This window comes from Paenibacillus puldeungensis, from assembly GCF_042678945.1.
Taxonomy (GTDB): Bacteria; Bacillota; Bacilli; order Paenibacillales; family Paenibacillaceae; genus Fontibacillus; species Fontibacillus puldeungensis.
This window is the reverse complement of sequence record NZ_JBHTLM010000003.1, coordinates 74,602-88,437: the sequence shown is the minus strand read 5'-3', so window position 1 is coordinate 88,437 and position 13,836 is coordinate 74,602. Positions and strand designations below refer to the sequence as shown.

15 protein-coding genes and 1 riboswitch are annotated in these 13,836 nt (G+C 46.4%); of the genes, 5 read left to right on the top strand and 10 right to left on the bottom strand.

Going from position 1 to position 13,836, the window contains the following annotated elements; translation table 11 throughout:
- Positions 1 to 127: 127 nt before the first annotated feature.
- Positions 128 to 583, bottom strand: a complete 456-nt coding sequence (locus ACFQ3W_RS05330; protein ID WP_379317395.1) for a CBS domain-containing protein — start codon at positions 581 to 583, stop codon at positions 128 to 130.
- 173 nt (positions 584 to 756) lie between these two features.
- Between ACFQ3W_RS05330 and ACFQ3W_RS05325 the strand changes: the two genes are divergently transcribed.
- The 3 genes from ACFQ3W_RS05325 (at position 757) to xerS (ending at position 3,039) form a co-directional block, all read left to right on the top strand.
- Complete coding sequence (locus ACFQ3W_RS05325) at positions 757 to 1,179, top strand: MarR family winged helix-turn-helix transcriptional regulator (protein ID WP_379317393.1); 423 nt, start codon at positions 757 to 759, stop codon at positions 1,177 to 1,179.
- 76 nt (positions 1,180 to 1,255) lie between these two features.
- On the top strand, positions 1,256 to 1,915 hold the full coding sequence (locus ACFQ3W_RS05320; RefSeq protein ID WP_379317391.1) for a spermine/spermidine synthase domain-containing protein: 660 nt from the start codon (positions 1,256 to 1,258) through the stop codon (positions 1,913 to 1,915).
- Positions 1,916 to 1,950: 35 nt separating this feature from the next.
- Positions 1,951 to 3,039 (top strand): tyrosine recombinase XerS, encoded by a 1,089-nt coding sequence (xerS, locus tag ACFQ3W_RS05315; RefSeq protein ID WP_379317389.1) that lies wholly within the window; start codon positions 1,951 to 1,953, stop codon positions 3,037 to 3,039.
- A gap of 333 nt (positions 3,040 to 3,372) precedes the next feature.
- Here xerS and mobB read toward each other — a convergent pair whose 3' ends face one another.
- The 5 genes from mobB to ACFQ3W_RS05290 form a co-directional block, all read right to left on the bottom strand.
- Complete coding sequence (gene mobB / locus ACFQ3W_RS05310) at positions 3,373 to 3,876, bottom strand: molybdopterin-guanine dinucleotide biosynthesis protein B (RefSeq protein ID WP_379317387.1); 504 nt, start codon at positions 3,874 to 3,876, stop codon at positions 3,373 to 3,375.
- A 42-nt stretch (positions 3,877 to 3,918) separates the two neighbouring features.
- On the bottom strand, positions 3,919 to 5,193 hold the full coding sequence (locus ACFQ3W_RS05305) for a molybdopterin molybdotransferase MoeA (RefSeq protein ID WP_379317944.1): 1,275 nt from the start codon (positions 5,191 to 5,193) through the stop codon (positions 3,919 to 3,921).
- A gap of 157 nt (positions 5,194 to 5,350) precedes the next feature.
- A complete protein-coding gene (gene lpdD, locus ACFQ3W_RS05300) occupies positions 5,351 to 5,680 on the bottom strand; it encodes a prenylated flavin chaperone LpdD (RefSeq protein WP_379317385.1) in 330 nt (109 codons plus the stop codon).
- A gap of 39 nt (positions 5,681 to 5,719) precedes the next feature.
- On the bottom strand, positions 5,720 to 6,652 hold the full coding sequence (locus ACFQ3W_RS05295) for a dihydroorotate dehydrogenase (protein WP_379317383.1): 933 nt from the start codon (positions 6,650 to 6,652) through the stop codon (positions 5,720 to 5,722).
- On the bottom strand, positions 6,649 to 7,344 hold the full coding sequence (locus ACFQ3W_RS05290; protein ID WP_379317381.1) for a dihydroorotate dehydrogenase electron transfer subunit: 696 nt from the start codon (positions 7,342 to 7,344) through the stop codon (positions 6,649 to 6,651). The genes ACFQ3W_RS05295 and ACFQ3W_RS05290 overlap by 4 nt, the downstream gene beginning before the upstream one ends.
- A gap of 192 nt (positions 7,345 to 7,536) precedes the next feature.
- On the opposite strand from ACFQ3W_RS05290, the gene ACFQ3W_RS05285 reads away from it, so the two are divergent.
- Entirely contained in the window at positions 7,537 to 8,364 is an 828-nt protein-coding gene (locus tag ACFQ3W_RS05285; protein ID WP_379317379.1) for a polysaccharide deacetylase family protein, read from the top strand.
- A 50-nt stretch (positions 8,365 to 8,414) separates the two neighbouring features.
- Here the strand turns inward: ACFQ3W_RS05285 and ACFQ3W_RS05280 are convergent, their stop codons facing one another.
- The 4 genes from ACFQ3W_RS05280 to ACFQ3W_RS05265 form a co-directional block, all read right to left on the bottom strand.
- Positions 8,415 to 9,104 carry a 3D domain-containing protein gene (locus ACFQ3W_RS05280; RefSeq protein ID WP_379317377.1) on the bottom strand — a complete coding sequence of 230 codons (690 nt, stop codon included), beginning with the start codon at positions 9,102 to 9,104 and terminating at the stop codon, positions 8,415 to 8,417.
- 3 nt (positions 9,105 to 9,107) lie between these two features.
- Positions 9,108 to 9,280, bottom strand: a riboswitch (cyclic di-AMP (ydaO/yuaA leader).
- A gap of 172 nt (positions 9,281 to 9,452) precedes the next feature.
- Positions 9,453 to 10,175, bottom strand: coding sequence for an amino acid ABC transporter ATP-binding protein (locus ACFQ3W_RS05275; protein WP_379317374.1), 723 nt, complete (start codon positions 10,173 to 10,175; stop codon positions 9,453 to 9,455).
- Positions 10,162 to 10,821, bottom strand: coding sequence for an amino acid ABC transporter permease (locus tag ACFQ3W_RS05270; RefSeq protein ID WP_379317370.1), 660 nt, complete (start codon positions 10,819 to 10,821; stop codon positions 10,162 to 10,164). The genes ACFQ3W_RS05275 and ACFQ3W_RS05270 overlap by 14 nt, the downstream gene beginning before the upstream one ends.
- A 96-nt stretch (positions 10,822 to 10,917) precedes the next feature.
- Positions 10,918 to 11,775, bottom strand: coding sequence for a transporter substrate-binding domain-containing protein (locus ACFQ3W_RS05265; RefSeq protein WP_379317368.1), 858 nt, complete (start codon positions 11,773 to 11,775; stop codon positions 10,918 to 10,920).
- Positions 11,776 to 12,055: 280 nt separating this feature from the next.
- Here ACFQ3W_RS05265 and ACFQ3W_RS05260 point away from each other — a divergent pair, with 280 nt between their 5' ends.
- Entirely contained in the window at positions 12,056 to 13,807 is a 1,752-nt protein-coding gene (locus ACFQ3W_RS05260) for an alpha-glycosidase (protein WP_379317366.1), read from the top strand.
- Positions 13,808 to 13,836: the final 29 nt, after the last annotated feature.

The window sequence follows — 13,836 nt, the reverse complement described above, 5'->3', positions numbered from 1 at the left end:
TAACAATCTATTATAACATGGGGGCGGCGAGTCGAATAAGCAGTAAAAATAGCAAAACCTAGCGAAATTTCATCGCTAGGTTCTTGATAAAAATCACCCAAGCCTTAAATGCCCGGGTGATTGCTGGTTATAATAGAGTTTTAAAAGAGTGTCTGATCACATCTCCGCGACTGATGATGCCGACCAGGACCCCATTTCGTTCTACAGGCAGTTTCTTGATTTGCTTTTTACCTAGAATGGCGGCTACATCTTCAATGTCGGTATCCCAGGAAACTTTAAACACTTTCTTCTTACCGATATCCTTAACATTCAAATTAAGCAGCCGTTTCGCACGTTCCTCATAAGCTTCCTGATCGCCTTGGAATACGGCAATATAGTAGATCGAGTCAACGACCACATCGCGGTGTTTCCCAATATACCGCATAATATCCCCATCACTGATGTAGGATACGATTTCATTCCGTTCATTGACAACAGGAAGTCCGCTGATCCGATTCTCGATAAATTTCTCGATGACTGAACGGACGGTATCGGTTTCCTTGACTTTATAGACTTGCTTGATCATGATTTCATGAGCCTGCATGTTAATCCCCCTAATCCCTATATAATTGTATTGTACAACTAGTTACAAAATTGTCAATCTCATGGCTGGGTTCCACGGATTTATAAACTGCATACACGTAAACCCGCTTCATTTGAAATCCCTAGTCCATATGGTACGATAAATATATTAAATTGGTGTGAGGTACTAATGTGATGGATGAACAATTACTTGAAACGATAGAACTTGAAATCGCCATTCTATACCGCCGGATTACCTCGATGACCACTTCGGCGAAGGCCGGAAAGCTTGAGCGCTCCGCATATTTGTTGCTGCATCATATCAGACTAAGTGGTTCCATCGGTGTTAAAGCGTTGGCTGAGGAAATCCAACTGGATGTTTCCACGGTGAGCCGGCAGACCGCTGCTCTTGAGCATAAAGGATATGTTACCCGTCAGCCTGATCCTGCAGATGGCAGAGCCTATTTTTTGCGACTGACAAAACTCGGCGAAGAAGAGTATCTTAATTACAGGCAAGCGAGGCTAGCACATATTCGACAACTGTTAGAAAATTGGTCGGAAGACGAATCTCAGCAGTTTGGGCAGCTTCTGCAAAAATTCAATCAGTCTTTTATCTAATACAAAATATGAAATTTGAATATCCACCGCTTATTTACATAATAAATATTATGTTAACTTTATAGGAGGGTCTATTTTGAATGATTCACAATCCCCAGTTGAAGTCATCGAACGGGCACAATCTCCACGGGGTGAAATTCAGCTTCAGCAACGCGGTCAGTACTACGAAATCATTAGCAACGGTACGTTTCTAATGGCTACTTATAACGGTGAATCGGAGCGTCTTTTGGTGCGAAGCGCGCTTCAGCATGTTGATAAACCAAGCCAGGTGCTAGTAGGCGGTCTCGGCGTTGGGTTTTCGCTGCAGGAAGCGCTGCGAGACCCACGAGTAAAAGAAGTGACTGTTGTTGAAATCGAACCGAAGGTAGTCGAGTGGAATCGTACTGTTCTAGCTTCCGTTTCCGATTATGCCTTGGCAAATCCCAGAACAAAGCTGGTTCAGGCTGACCTTGTGGCTTGGATTCGGGAAACGAAGCAGTCTTTTGACTTGATCTGTCTTGATATTGATAACGGCCCAGACTGGAAGGTATACGACGGCAATGCCTCTCTGTATGATGACAAAGGACTTCATGTCCTGAAGTCCCGGCTTAATCCAAACGGCTGCATTACATTCTGGAGTGCGACGCCTTCACCTGACTTTGCTGGTTTGCTGAAGACCCACTTTGGAAACGTGGAAATTCAGGAAATTCCGCAAGCCCATGGTGATCCGGATTTTATTTTCCTGGTGCGTGTTTAAATTACAGTTTTTCGGAAGGAGGTACTGTTAACTAGATGAATATTCAGAAAAGCATCGACCGTAAAAAACTCGATGAAAAGGTTGTGCTTATGCCTTGGTTCGTACAACAATTTATCGATTACAAGCTGCCGGACCTTTCCCCTTCCACCCTGCTCGAATACGTTCGGGACTATGAGCAATTTTTTGGTTGGTTACGGGCGGAAGGACTATCAGCTGCGGAGACAGACGCTCAAATTACGCTAAACGATCTTGAGATTCTTCATATGGAGAGCATCGTCGGTTACCGATTGTATCTGACCACGCGCACGGAAGGAACCAATTCCAAGGTTACGGTTTCGCGAAAAATGTCCTCCCTCCGCTCCTTATTCCATTATTTAAGCCAAATTGCCGAAGACGAAAATTTCTATCCGCTGCTTAAGCGCAACATTATGGCGAAAGTGGAGATTAAGCGGATACATAAGCCAAAGGACACTGCAGCTAAACTTAAGGGAAAAATACTGGAGGAAGACGAGCTGATCGAGTTTATAGGATACATTGCTGAAGGGTATGGACATGATATTGCGGATAATAAGCAGGCTTTGTACGCCTATGAGCATAATAAAGAGCGAGACGCCTGCATCGTCAGTCTTATTCTCAACTCAGGCCTACGGGTGTCCGAGGTCGTCAATCTGAATGTGAATGATTTGGACCTGAATAACAAGCTGGTATACGTCTTCCGCAAAGGTCATAATGACGAGACGTTTAAAACGCCGGTCTATTTTCGCGAACAATCCAAGGACGATCTGATCCACTATTTATCCTTGCGGCAAACCCGATACCGGACGCCTAAACGTGAAAAAGCACTATTCGTCGCTGTGCCCAACGGGCAAAAGGAAGGCAAACGTATGACGAAGCGGGCGATTCAAGCGATGATTATCAAATATGCCAAACGCTTTGGCAAACCGTATTTGACCGTCCACAAGCTTCGCCATTCCTTCGCAACGGATTATTATTTGCAGAACGATATTTATAAAACCAAAGAGCAGCTTGGTCACGCTTCAACAGAAACAACCGAGGTATATGCCCATCTTACCGACAAAACGATGTCCGAGGCGATCGAGCGTCGGATCGAGACGGGTTCGTGATGTTAAGTCGGCGGAAAACGTCGATCGACGTTTTTTCTAACAGTATCCGACGGCCGTAGGACTCACTAGTTGTATTCTATACAGTTAAACATCGTCTTACTGGAAACCCCGAGCATTTAAAAGTAAAAAGTGCAATTAAAGGGAGCAAAATAGCCTGTCAGTCCAAATTGCCCAATTTTTGATGTACATATTGCAGTTAAAATCCAAAAATTCAGAATTGGCCTGGAAATAGCTGCACTAAATACATTTAGTTGTGTATGATGAGCGAGAAAAGGACCTAATATGGTGGGACCAAAAACAAGAAAACGCCTGACGGCGTTTTTTTGTTGTGCCTTACAGAAGCGTTTGAGTAATGAACTGAGCTATTCGCTCCATTTCATTACGCTGGAAGCAAGGCAGATTGAAGTATGCTTGTTCATCCGACAGTCTCTTCTCGGCCAACTCCGATTGGACTATGGCGCAAATATGGTTTGACTGCTCCAGAAGGGCAACATCCTCTGGCCCTCGGAGCAGCACCAGCTTTGGATAATGCGCCTGTTTAAACCCTTCGACGAGGATTAGGTCATATGCTGCAAAATGCTCGATTAATTCGCTTAACGGTGTCTCCTGCTCTTCCACTATGGCCGTTCTCCAAGGGGATACAATAGCGGCTGCAGCCGCTCCTGTCTCACGAAAAAGATACGTATCCGTCCCCTCACGATCCACTTCAAAGCCGTGAACATCGTGCTTAATAACAGCCACCTTTAAGTTCATGCCATTAAATAAGTGCAAAAGTCGGGTAATTAGCGTTGTTTTTCCACTATTTTTGAACCCAACGATTTGGACAACGGGCGGCACCACATACACCTCCAATAACAAGCTTCCTTCTATTGATGAGCATCATAGCAAACAGCCCGGCAGCCGCAGGACCGTAACCAGTTCACCGGGCTCCCGACCTTCGGTTGATGGTGGAATGACGATTAATCCATCGCTGTCCTTGATCGTAATCATAACGTTAGATTCATCCAGCTCAGCGGGATAGGCAAATAGCTTACCTTCCCTTACCTCAAGCCGTCCACGAACATAACGGGTAAAGCTGTTGATTTTACGGTAAGGTCGACCAAGCTCAGCAGTTATTTCCGTCAGAAAGGGCTGTGGTACTCCCAGCATACCGCCAATCGCCGGACGTACAAACAGCTCAAAGCCGACAAAACATGCTCCCGGATTGCCTGAAAGGGCAAATAAGAGTTTTCCATCCATAACCGCTGCCGTCGTCACACTCCCGGGACGCATCATCACTTTGTTAAAAAGCATCTCCAAATCTCCATCGGACACCAGGTCGGCCATAATGTCGAAATCCCCGACAGATACCCCACCCGTTGTAACCAGCATATCATACTCGTCAAAAGCCTCCTGCACCCGCCGCTGCGCGGTTACCAGGTCGTCTTTAATCGCCTCAAGGATATACGGCTCTCCCCCAGCCTCCTTGATTTGACTTGCCAACATGTAAGTGTTGCTGTTACGGATTCTCCCATCCTGCAGCGGCTCCTCAATGCTAAGCAGCTCTGAGCCTGTCGAGAAGATTGCGATACGCGGCCGCTTCATAACCGGAACTCTATGTACGCCAAACGTCGCAAGCACCGATATTTCACCAGGTCCTATGTTTCGACCTGGCGCAAGGATCGGATCTCCTGCTGCCAGTTCCAGTCCGACATTCGTTATATTTTTCCCTTTTTCAATCTCTCTGATTAGCCGAATAAATACCTTCCCGTGCTGGGTAACGGTTTCGGTCATTTCAAACATAACCACAGCATCGGCTTCATCCGGCACTTTGGCCCCAGTCATGATTCGTGCAACTTTGCCGGGAGCAAGCGGAACCCGAGGTAATGCGCCACATGCAATTTCATCTACGACCTCTAGCAAAACCGGATGGTCCGCCGAACAGTCCGCCGTATCGCTACTAAGTATCGCAAACCCGTCCATGCCGGAGCGGCGAAAATGCGGATAAGGGTGCGGTGCCGTGATTTGCTCGGCAAGAATCCGTCCTTGTGCTTCGTATAAGGGAACATACTCCGCTTCGGTCCGTCCCACTAGTGGCAGTATTTTTGCTTGCGCCTCAGCTACTGAGATCGCTTTACGCCGAAATTTATCTTTAGGGGAATGCTTATCCATCATCATGAACCTCCATCATTTGAGAACGAAAATAGGAATCGTCAGTTTTTGATCTTTCTATACATTTATAACTTATTTCAGGCTGCTGAACAAACATGAAATGCAAACAAAACAAGCAAAGAGACAGGCTCTCTGCTTGTTTGTGTTGAGTTTCGCAATATTATAAGGTATTCGTTTCCGAAAGCAAATACTTCTCTAACAGGTCTGACGTATGCTGCGAGATGGCCATAATCTCTTCTTTGGTGAGGTTATCATAATGAATTCCCATGACCACGGTTACCGTTCTGTTCAACGCGGCAGCGGCTCGGCGGGCAAAATCCGCGCTCAGCGTATGCTCCTTGTGTCCCGGAACAGCCGTAGTCTGTACATCAAAGCCCCCAGATACCGGATAAGCTGTAGACGCCGAACCGATATGGGCTTCTCCGCCGGTAATCGTGAGCAGCAGATCACGGCCCATGGGAATTGCTTCGAGTTTAATATCATCAAACATGAGAATGCCGCAGCCTCCTTCATAAGATATGCTCTTATTTTATAGGATGCCGCGAATTTCGTCCAAAGAAGCAATGCTTTCCTTACGCATAAAGTCTTCTAGATCAGCTACGAGCTGTTCGCCAGCGCGTAAATTCACAAAATTGTATGTCCCTACCTGAACAACCGATGCCCCGGCCATAATAAATTCAATGATGTCCTCGGCACTGCTAATTCCACCCATACCCATTACCGGGATTGTCACGGCTTTGCATACCTGATGAACCATTCGCAGAGCAATTGGCTTGATTGCAGGGCCTGACAACCCGGCATAAAGATTGTTAAATACACTCCGGCGCTTGTGAATATCAATTTTCATGGCAGAGAACGTATTGATCAATGAGACACCGTCCGCTCCCTCTTCCTGGCACATGACTGCCATGCCGGTAATATCCTCCGCATTCGGGGATAACTTCACAACGAGCGGCAATGTAGTAGCTTCTCTCACTTGACGCACGACGTCGCGAGCAACCTCCGTCTTAATCCCGTAGGCCATTCCCCCGGCTTTCACATTCGGGCAGGAAATGTTCAGCTCGATCATATCAACGGCCTTGCTGCCTGCTCGATTACGGCGCGCTGCATCCTCATCGATCAAACGGGCGCCCTCGACATACTCCTGGATCGTGTTACCGCCCAAGTTGACGATTCTTGCCAGGTCGAGCTTTTCCCAACGCGTGCATTCCTCGCGGAGAAACGCCTCTACACCCGGGTTCTCCAAGCCGACGCTGTTTAGCATTCCTGATGCAGTTTCCGCAACCCGTACGCCATCGTTCCCCGCTTTAGGGTGCAGCGTCAGTCCTTTGCCGGAGATGCCTCCCAGCCGGTTAATATCATACAAAGCTCCGTATTCTTTGCCGAAGCCAAACGTCCCGGAGGCCATGACGATAGGGTTTTTAAAATGCACCCCTGCTACGTTGCAAGTTAAGTCGATCATTCGAATATGACCTCCTCTGCCGGAAATACAGGGCCGTCCGCACATGCTTTTTTCCGACCGTCCCGGTACTTGACGCTGCAGACCAGACACGCCCCAATTCCGCACGCCATGCGGTTCTCTAGCGAAACATACACTTTAGCGCGAGTTCCCGAGCTGAGCTGCTTGCGCTGAACTGCATGCAGCATCGGGTGAGGACCGCAGGCAATGATCGTATCGTAGGCATTAAAATCAACCTGATCTAGAATGACCCCGCCTACATCCACTATCACGTTCCCCTTGGCTGCCTTCCGGAATGCCTCCTCCATATAAGCCTCCCGGCTGAAGCCCAAATACACATCAGCATCAGGCACTTCTCGCAGCGCATAAAAGAACGGAGCGATACCGATACCGCCTCCAACAAAAGCCGTTTTTCCCTCCGGTTTGAAGAATCCGTTACCAAACGGCCCATCCAAATGGATCGTATCCCCCGGTTTTAAGCCGGAAAAGATTTTTGTCCCTTCCCCGACGACTAAATACAGGAATTCAATCCGGTCCTCTGTGAGATCAAATATGCTAATCGGTCTTGATAACAAAGGATAGCGATCCCCGGCGCGAAGCATGTAGAACTGACCCATTTTCCCTAAAAAGTGACCAGCCACTGTAAGTTTATATACTCCTTGCGCTACTTGCTGATTAGCTACTACTTCTGCCATGAATCCACCTCTTCCCTTTATCTGCTTCATCAAAGATGCAATTTTTCTGAAAAGATTTCTGTGACGTTTGTCACACATCACAATTGAACCCTAGCAAAGTCGGCTTTATTTCTAGGTTTCTTATAATTTCCTGCGCATAAGGGTATACCAGTTAATATATCTCGCGTACCGAAAAACGAGGAGGTAACCTAAATGCCTTACGTCCGTAACAGCCTGCTCGCAACCTTCGCTGTGGCTATAGCGATATCATTAACCAATAAAGCGCCTGAGATGAGCTTTCCCCAGCCGACTTACAATTCTCCCGAAATTATTTCGGTACAAACCGTCGCTCCGGCTGAAACCATGCTTTCCCTTAGCAAGCCGAAAAACTTGGCAGAACTGCGGAAGAAGTACTCTGAAACGTTTAAATTCCGAGGGGATTCTGAGATTAAGCAGGTGGCCCTAACTTTTGACGATGTGCCTGATCCCAGATTCACACCTCAAATTTTAGAAGCTCTGCGAAAGGAAGGGGTGAAGGCGACCTTTTTCATCGTTGGTAGTCGAGCTAAGAAGTTTCCCACACTTGTAAAACGAATCCACTCCGAAGGACATCTTATAGGGAATCACTCCTTTAGCCACCCTGCTTTCAAGAAACGTTCGTTGAAACAGTTTCAAAATGAAATCTTGCGCACGGAAAAAGTTATACAGCGCACCGTTGGCTATAGGCCAAAGCTGATCCGTCCACCTTACGGTGAGATAAAGGAAGAACAGGTCAAATGGCTTAAGAAAAACGGATATATGATCGTCAATTGGGACGTGGATTCTTTGGATTGGAAAGGTCTTAGCAAAGAAAAGGTTAAGCGAAATGTCTTATCTTCCGTTGGCCCCGGCTCCATCGTTCTCCACCATGGCGGCGGAGGGGTAGGCTCTGACTTGACAGGAACGGTCAAGGCATTGCCGGAAATTATCCGTTTTCTCAAAGCCAGCGGCTACAGCTTTGTCGATTTGACCGAGCTACTGCATACCGTCAAATACCGATAACTATAAAAATAAAGGGCTCTCCCTTTAAGGAAAGCCCTTTTATTTTTAAACTAGTTTAAAATATAAAGTGTTACGTCCTGATAGCCGAAATGAGCTACCGCTTTTTGGCTACCGGGGATAAAAATATCGATACGCCGGCCTTTTATTGCTCCGCCCTGGTCGCTAGCTGTCGCCACAAATGCCTGCTTCGGAAGTCCTGAATGGCTGTGACCAGTAACGAGCACCTTGGTGCCCATAGGAATCACTTTCGGATCGACCGCGATCGTACCCAGCTTTAGAGGCTTACCGAAATAGTCGACAGCTCCCCATTTTCCGTTCTCACTTTCGGCTGCGGAATAAGCGCTCGCTTTTACCTGCAGTGTGCTACTGTAATTAAACGTCTTGCCCCACGCCTCAACCATATTTTCGGCAGATATTACGCTAAGTGGCGATACAGCTGCTTTTGCAGCCTCTATGGTTTCAATCTTAGCAGGCCCGGCTGTGGATAAGGCACGAAGTTCCTTCCCAGGGATAGTGATGTCCATCCCTTCGTAAATATTCGTTGGATTAACATCCTTATTCGCATTCATCAACTGCACAAGATTCACTCCGTACTTCTGGGCCAATTCGTAGAAGGTGTCTCCCTCCTTAGCCTTATGTACTGTGTCCGCATATACGGGTGCCGTCTGAAGAACCATTGCAATACTTGCGGCTGCGACCGCTGATTTTAAAACCTTAGACCAAATACGTTGTTTCAACATGATGCCCTCCTTTGCGATCGCCTGCGGAGTTAGTTGTCGGATTCGGGAAAAAGGATTGTCCCCGGCGCTTAAGTAAGCGCTTCACCCCAAGAAAACATCGATAGCCATCAATAGCCATCTGTCTTCATAAATCGTCCCCCGCACCTGCTTGGAGCAGGTTTCGGCCTTTTGAATATATCACAATTTTGTTACCAATTGAACGTGAAAATATTCCCAACTAAAAATAAGGCCGACGCAACGCGCCTTTCTCAAGCCTAGAAGTAAACATATTGTTATCTATTTAGTTGATCCTGTCATCAAAATTAAAAACCGCCCAGATCAACCGGACGGTCCTTAAATAGCGAGATATTATAGCACTTTTCCTAAAAAATCCTGTGTCCGCTGATGCTGTGGCGAACCAAATACTTGCTGTGGTGTTCCTTGCTCGACGATAACGCCTTGGTCCATGAACAAGATTCGATCTCCTACCTCGCGGGCAAAGCCCATCTCATGGGTTACGATTACCATCGTCATACCGCGCTCAGCCAGCTTTTTCATAACGTCAAGCACCTCACCGACCATCTCGGGGTCAAGTGCAGACGTAGGTTCATCAAACAGCATCACATGCGGTTCCATGGCTAACGCCCGGGCAATGGCAATCCGCTGCTTCTGACCGCCGGACAGCTGGGATGGATATGCGTCCCGCTTGTCTTCAAGACCGACTGTGCGCAGCAAATCCATAGCTATTGCTTCCGCTTTGCTCTTATCCATCTTCTTCACGCGAATCGGCGCTAAGGTGATGTTATCGATTACCGTTTTGTGCGGGAACAAATTAAATTGCTGGAACACCATCCCCATCTTTTCACGGGTCTTATTAATGTTGTGCCCCTTTCCTGTAATGGACTCGCCCTCAAACTTAATTTCACCTTGGGTCGGCTCTTCTAGCAGGTTCAAGCAGCGCAGAAAAGTACTTTTCCCCGAACCACTAGGGCCAATGACTACGACGACTTCCCCTTTAGAGATTTCCAAGTCAATGCCCTTCAAAATATGCAGCGAACCGAATTTTTTATGCAAATCATTAACGATGATCACTGGTCTTCAACTTCCTTTCGAATATACCTAATATACGGGATAAGGTAAATGTCAGGATAAAGTACATAACCGCTACGATTAAGTATGGTGTCATCCCGTTATACGTAATACCGACAATCGCACCGGATTGGAAAATGAGCTCGGTGATCCCGATGATCGAAACGATAGACGATTCCTTGATAATCGTTACGAACTCATTGCCGATCGCTGGAAGCACTGTCTTAACCGCTTGTGGAATAATTATAAACCGTAAAGCCATTCCACGCGTCATCCCCAAAGAACGCGCCGCCTCTCCTTGTCCGCGGTCAACGCCTTGAATTCCTGCCCTGAAAATTTCTGCCAAATAAGCGGAACTGTTAATCGATAACGTAATCGCACCGGATTCAATCGGGGAAAAACTAATTCCGATTGTAGGAAAACCGTAGTGAATAATAAATAACTGCACAAGCATTGGAGTACCACGCAGAAATTCTACCCACGCGTGACCTATAAAACGGACAATCCCCCAGGAAGACATACGGATCAACGCAACAATCATCCCTAGAATAAAGCCACAAAATACCCCGATGGCTGCGAGCAAAAGGGTATATTGCAAACCGGTTAGAAAATAGCTCCGATATTCGATAAACATATCAATGAGATTCATAAAGCGATCATTCCTCCTATTTTACCTAAAAACCTAAAACAAAAAAATAGAAAATAGCGAATGAGCTCCGCTATTTTCTGCAGATCGATCCGTTACTTATTTTTCGGCAAGTGCGCTCGCATCGGCCACAAATTTATCGATGCTTCCGCTTGAAATCAGGCGATCCAGCGTCTTGTTGACTTGATCCAGCATTTCTTGATTGCCTTTCTTAACGCCGATCACATAACCTTCATCTTCCGTTACCGGTTTTGCGTCGGTAATGTCGATGCCCTCTACGTTTTTAACAAAAGACTTAGCAACTGGTCCTTCAATAATGGCTACATCTACACGACCTGATTTCAGTTGCATAATAATGTCGTTAATTTTTGCGAGCGAAGTCAGCTTAGCTTCCGGAACTTGTTTGGCCATATCCTCTTGGATGGAGCTTTTTTGTACGCCGATCTTAGCACCTTTCAACGAGTCCATCGTTGCATACTTTGCTTTATCCTCAGAGCGGGTTACGATCGCCTGCTCTGCTTTGTAATAAATTTTCGACATGTCGATTTGTTTTTTACGCTCCGGCTTCGGGCTGAGTCCAGAGATAACCAGATCTACACGGCTGCTCGCCAGCTCGTTTAACAAGGAATCGAACTGCATATCTTTGACTTCGAGCTCAGCACCTAAATCCTTGGCAATTTCTTTGGCGATCTCTACGTCAAAACCGACAATTTGATCTTCTCCGTTTGCGTCCTTGATGTGGAACTCATAAGGAGGGAAGTCAGCGCTCATCCCAACAATCAGCTTTTTGCCGCCTTCCGTTTTATTTCCAGACTCGTCAGCCTTATTTTGACTTCCCGCTTGACTGGTCGTTTTATCGTTAGCCTGGTTACCGCTGCCATTTTTTTCTTGTCCGCATGCGGCAAGCACCATCGTTACCATCATCATTGCTACTAGTAATATGCCCCATTTTTTCATTATTCTCTCTCCTGTTCTTGTTTCAATTATGCATTGGTATCATCATTACTGGGCTAATTATAAATCAGATTGCATATATATGCAAAGGTTTTTCATAGCATTCATTATATTTTCATACTTTCTATCAAAGTTATTGGAGGGTTTGCCATCTTTTATATTACTGTGGTCAATAATATGCATAATTATGTGTATTATTTTTTTGATGGCACGTGCGTTAAGTGGGAATAACAGTAGCATGATTTGGTTTTCAGCTATTTCCTGCGAAGAGGAGTGAACATCCGTGCTGCTGGAAGCGGTGTATCATGTGCCAAGAGATAAATGGGCCTACGCTTATGATTCGTCTACCATCCATCTCCGTGTCCGTACCAAACGAGATGATGTTGAGCATGTCTTCGCGATGACCGGAGACAAATACGATTGGAAAGGAACCTATCTGGAATTACCGATGGAAAAAGCGGCGCGTGACCGAATGTTTGACTACTGGGAGGTTTCAGTTAGGCCGAAGTTCAAGCGGTTATCGTATGCATTCAAGCTGACCTCGGGTACAGAAACGATATACCTCCTCGATACGGGTATCCAATCCGAGGAGCCATCTCCTCCCGGTGAATTGTTTGAATTTTCTTATATTCATGAGATCGATGTAATCAAAGTTCCGGAATGGGCCAAACAGGCCGTATTTTATCAAATCATGCCCGAACGGTTTGCAAACGGCGATCCCTCGAACGATCCAAAACCTACGGAGAACTGGGGCGGCAAACCGACACGCCAAAATTTCTTTGGTGGCGATCTAAAAGGAGTTTTGGATCACTTGGATGATCTTTCCGATTTGGGTATTACGGCGATCTATTTTACGCCGATTTTTACGGCCCCATCCAATCACAAATATGACACCTTGGATTATAAAAACGTCGATCCTCATTTTGGAGATAACGAGCTGCTGAAACAGGTCGTTGAGAAGTGCCATGAGCGCGGTATTCGTGTAATTTTAGACGCTGTATTTAATCATTGCGGCGAAGCGTTCCCCCCTTTTCAGGATGTGGTCAAAAATGGGGCAGCGTCCCCTTATGCAGACTGGTTCCATATCAACGAATATCCGGTCAGTGTAAAAAATGGCATTCCGACTTATGATACGTTCGGTTTCTTTTCCAATATGCCTAAATTCAATACGGCCAACCCTGAGCTAAAGAAATATTTGCTTGGCGTTGCGGAATATTGGATTAAGGAAATTAAGCTCGATGGCTGGCGGCTTGATGTTGCAAATGAAATTGATCACCATTTTTGGCGGGAGTTCCGGCAGATTGTAAAAAGCGCAAATCCGGAGGCTTACATCATTGGAGAGGTATGGAGCGATTCTCTGAGCTGGCTGCTCGGGGATCAGTTCGATTCGGTCATGAATTACCCATTTGCGGATAAGGTATTGAAGTTTTTTAATGAGGGCTATGAGGGAAGCATTTTTGCGGATGAGATGGGCGCTCTGATTATGCGCTACCCGCAGCAGATCAATGAAGTGATATTCAATATGCTGTGCAGCCACGATACGCCTCGTCTGTTAACACGTGTTGGCAACGATAAACGGAAGCTCAAGTTATGTGTTGTGTTTTTATTCACGTACATAGGTACGCCCTGCGTATTTTACGGCGACGAAATAGGTCTAGTCGGTGATGGCGATCCGGATTGCCGAAAATGTATGGAGTGGGATAAACAGAAGCAGGACCATGAACTATACGACTTTTACAAGCTAATGATCGGTCTGCGAAAAAAACATGACGCACTCAAGCAGGGCCATTTCCGGTTTCTGCATGCAGAGCCTGGGGACCCCTGTATCATTTATGAGCGCATGGATGGCCGGATGCATTTTACGGTATGGATGAACAATACACTTAAGCCGCAAACGCTATCCCACCCGATGCAAACGAACGATTGGCGGGACGCCTTGACTGATGAAAGGGTAATGCCCTCGAACGGGGTGATGAATATATCGTTAGACGCATACGGTTTTCGCATTTTGTACCGTCTCATGGAGGTCAAGTAACGGCCGACCCTGATGCCGGTCGTTACTTA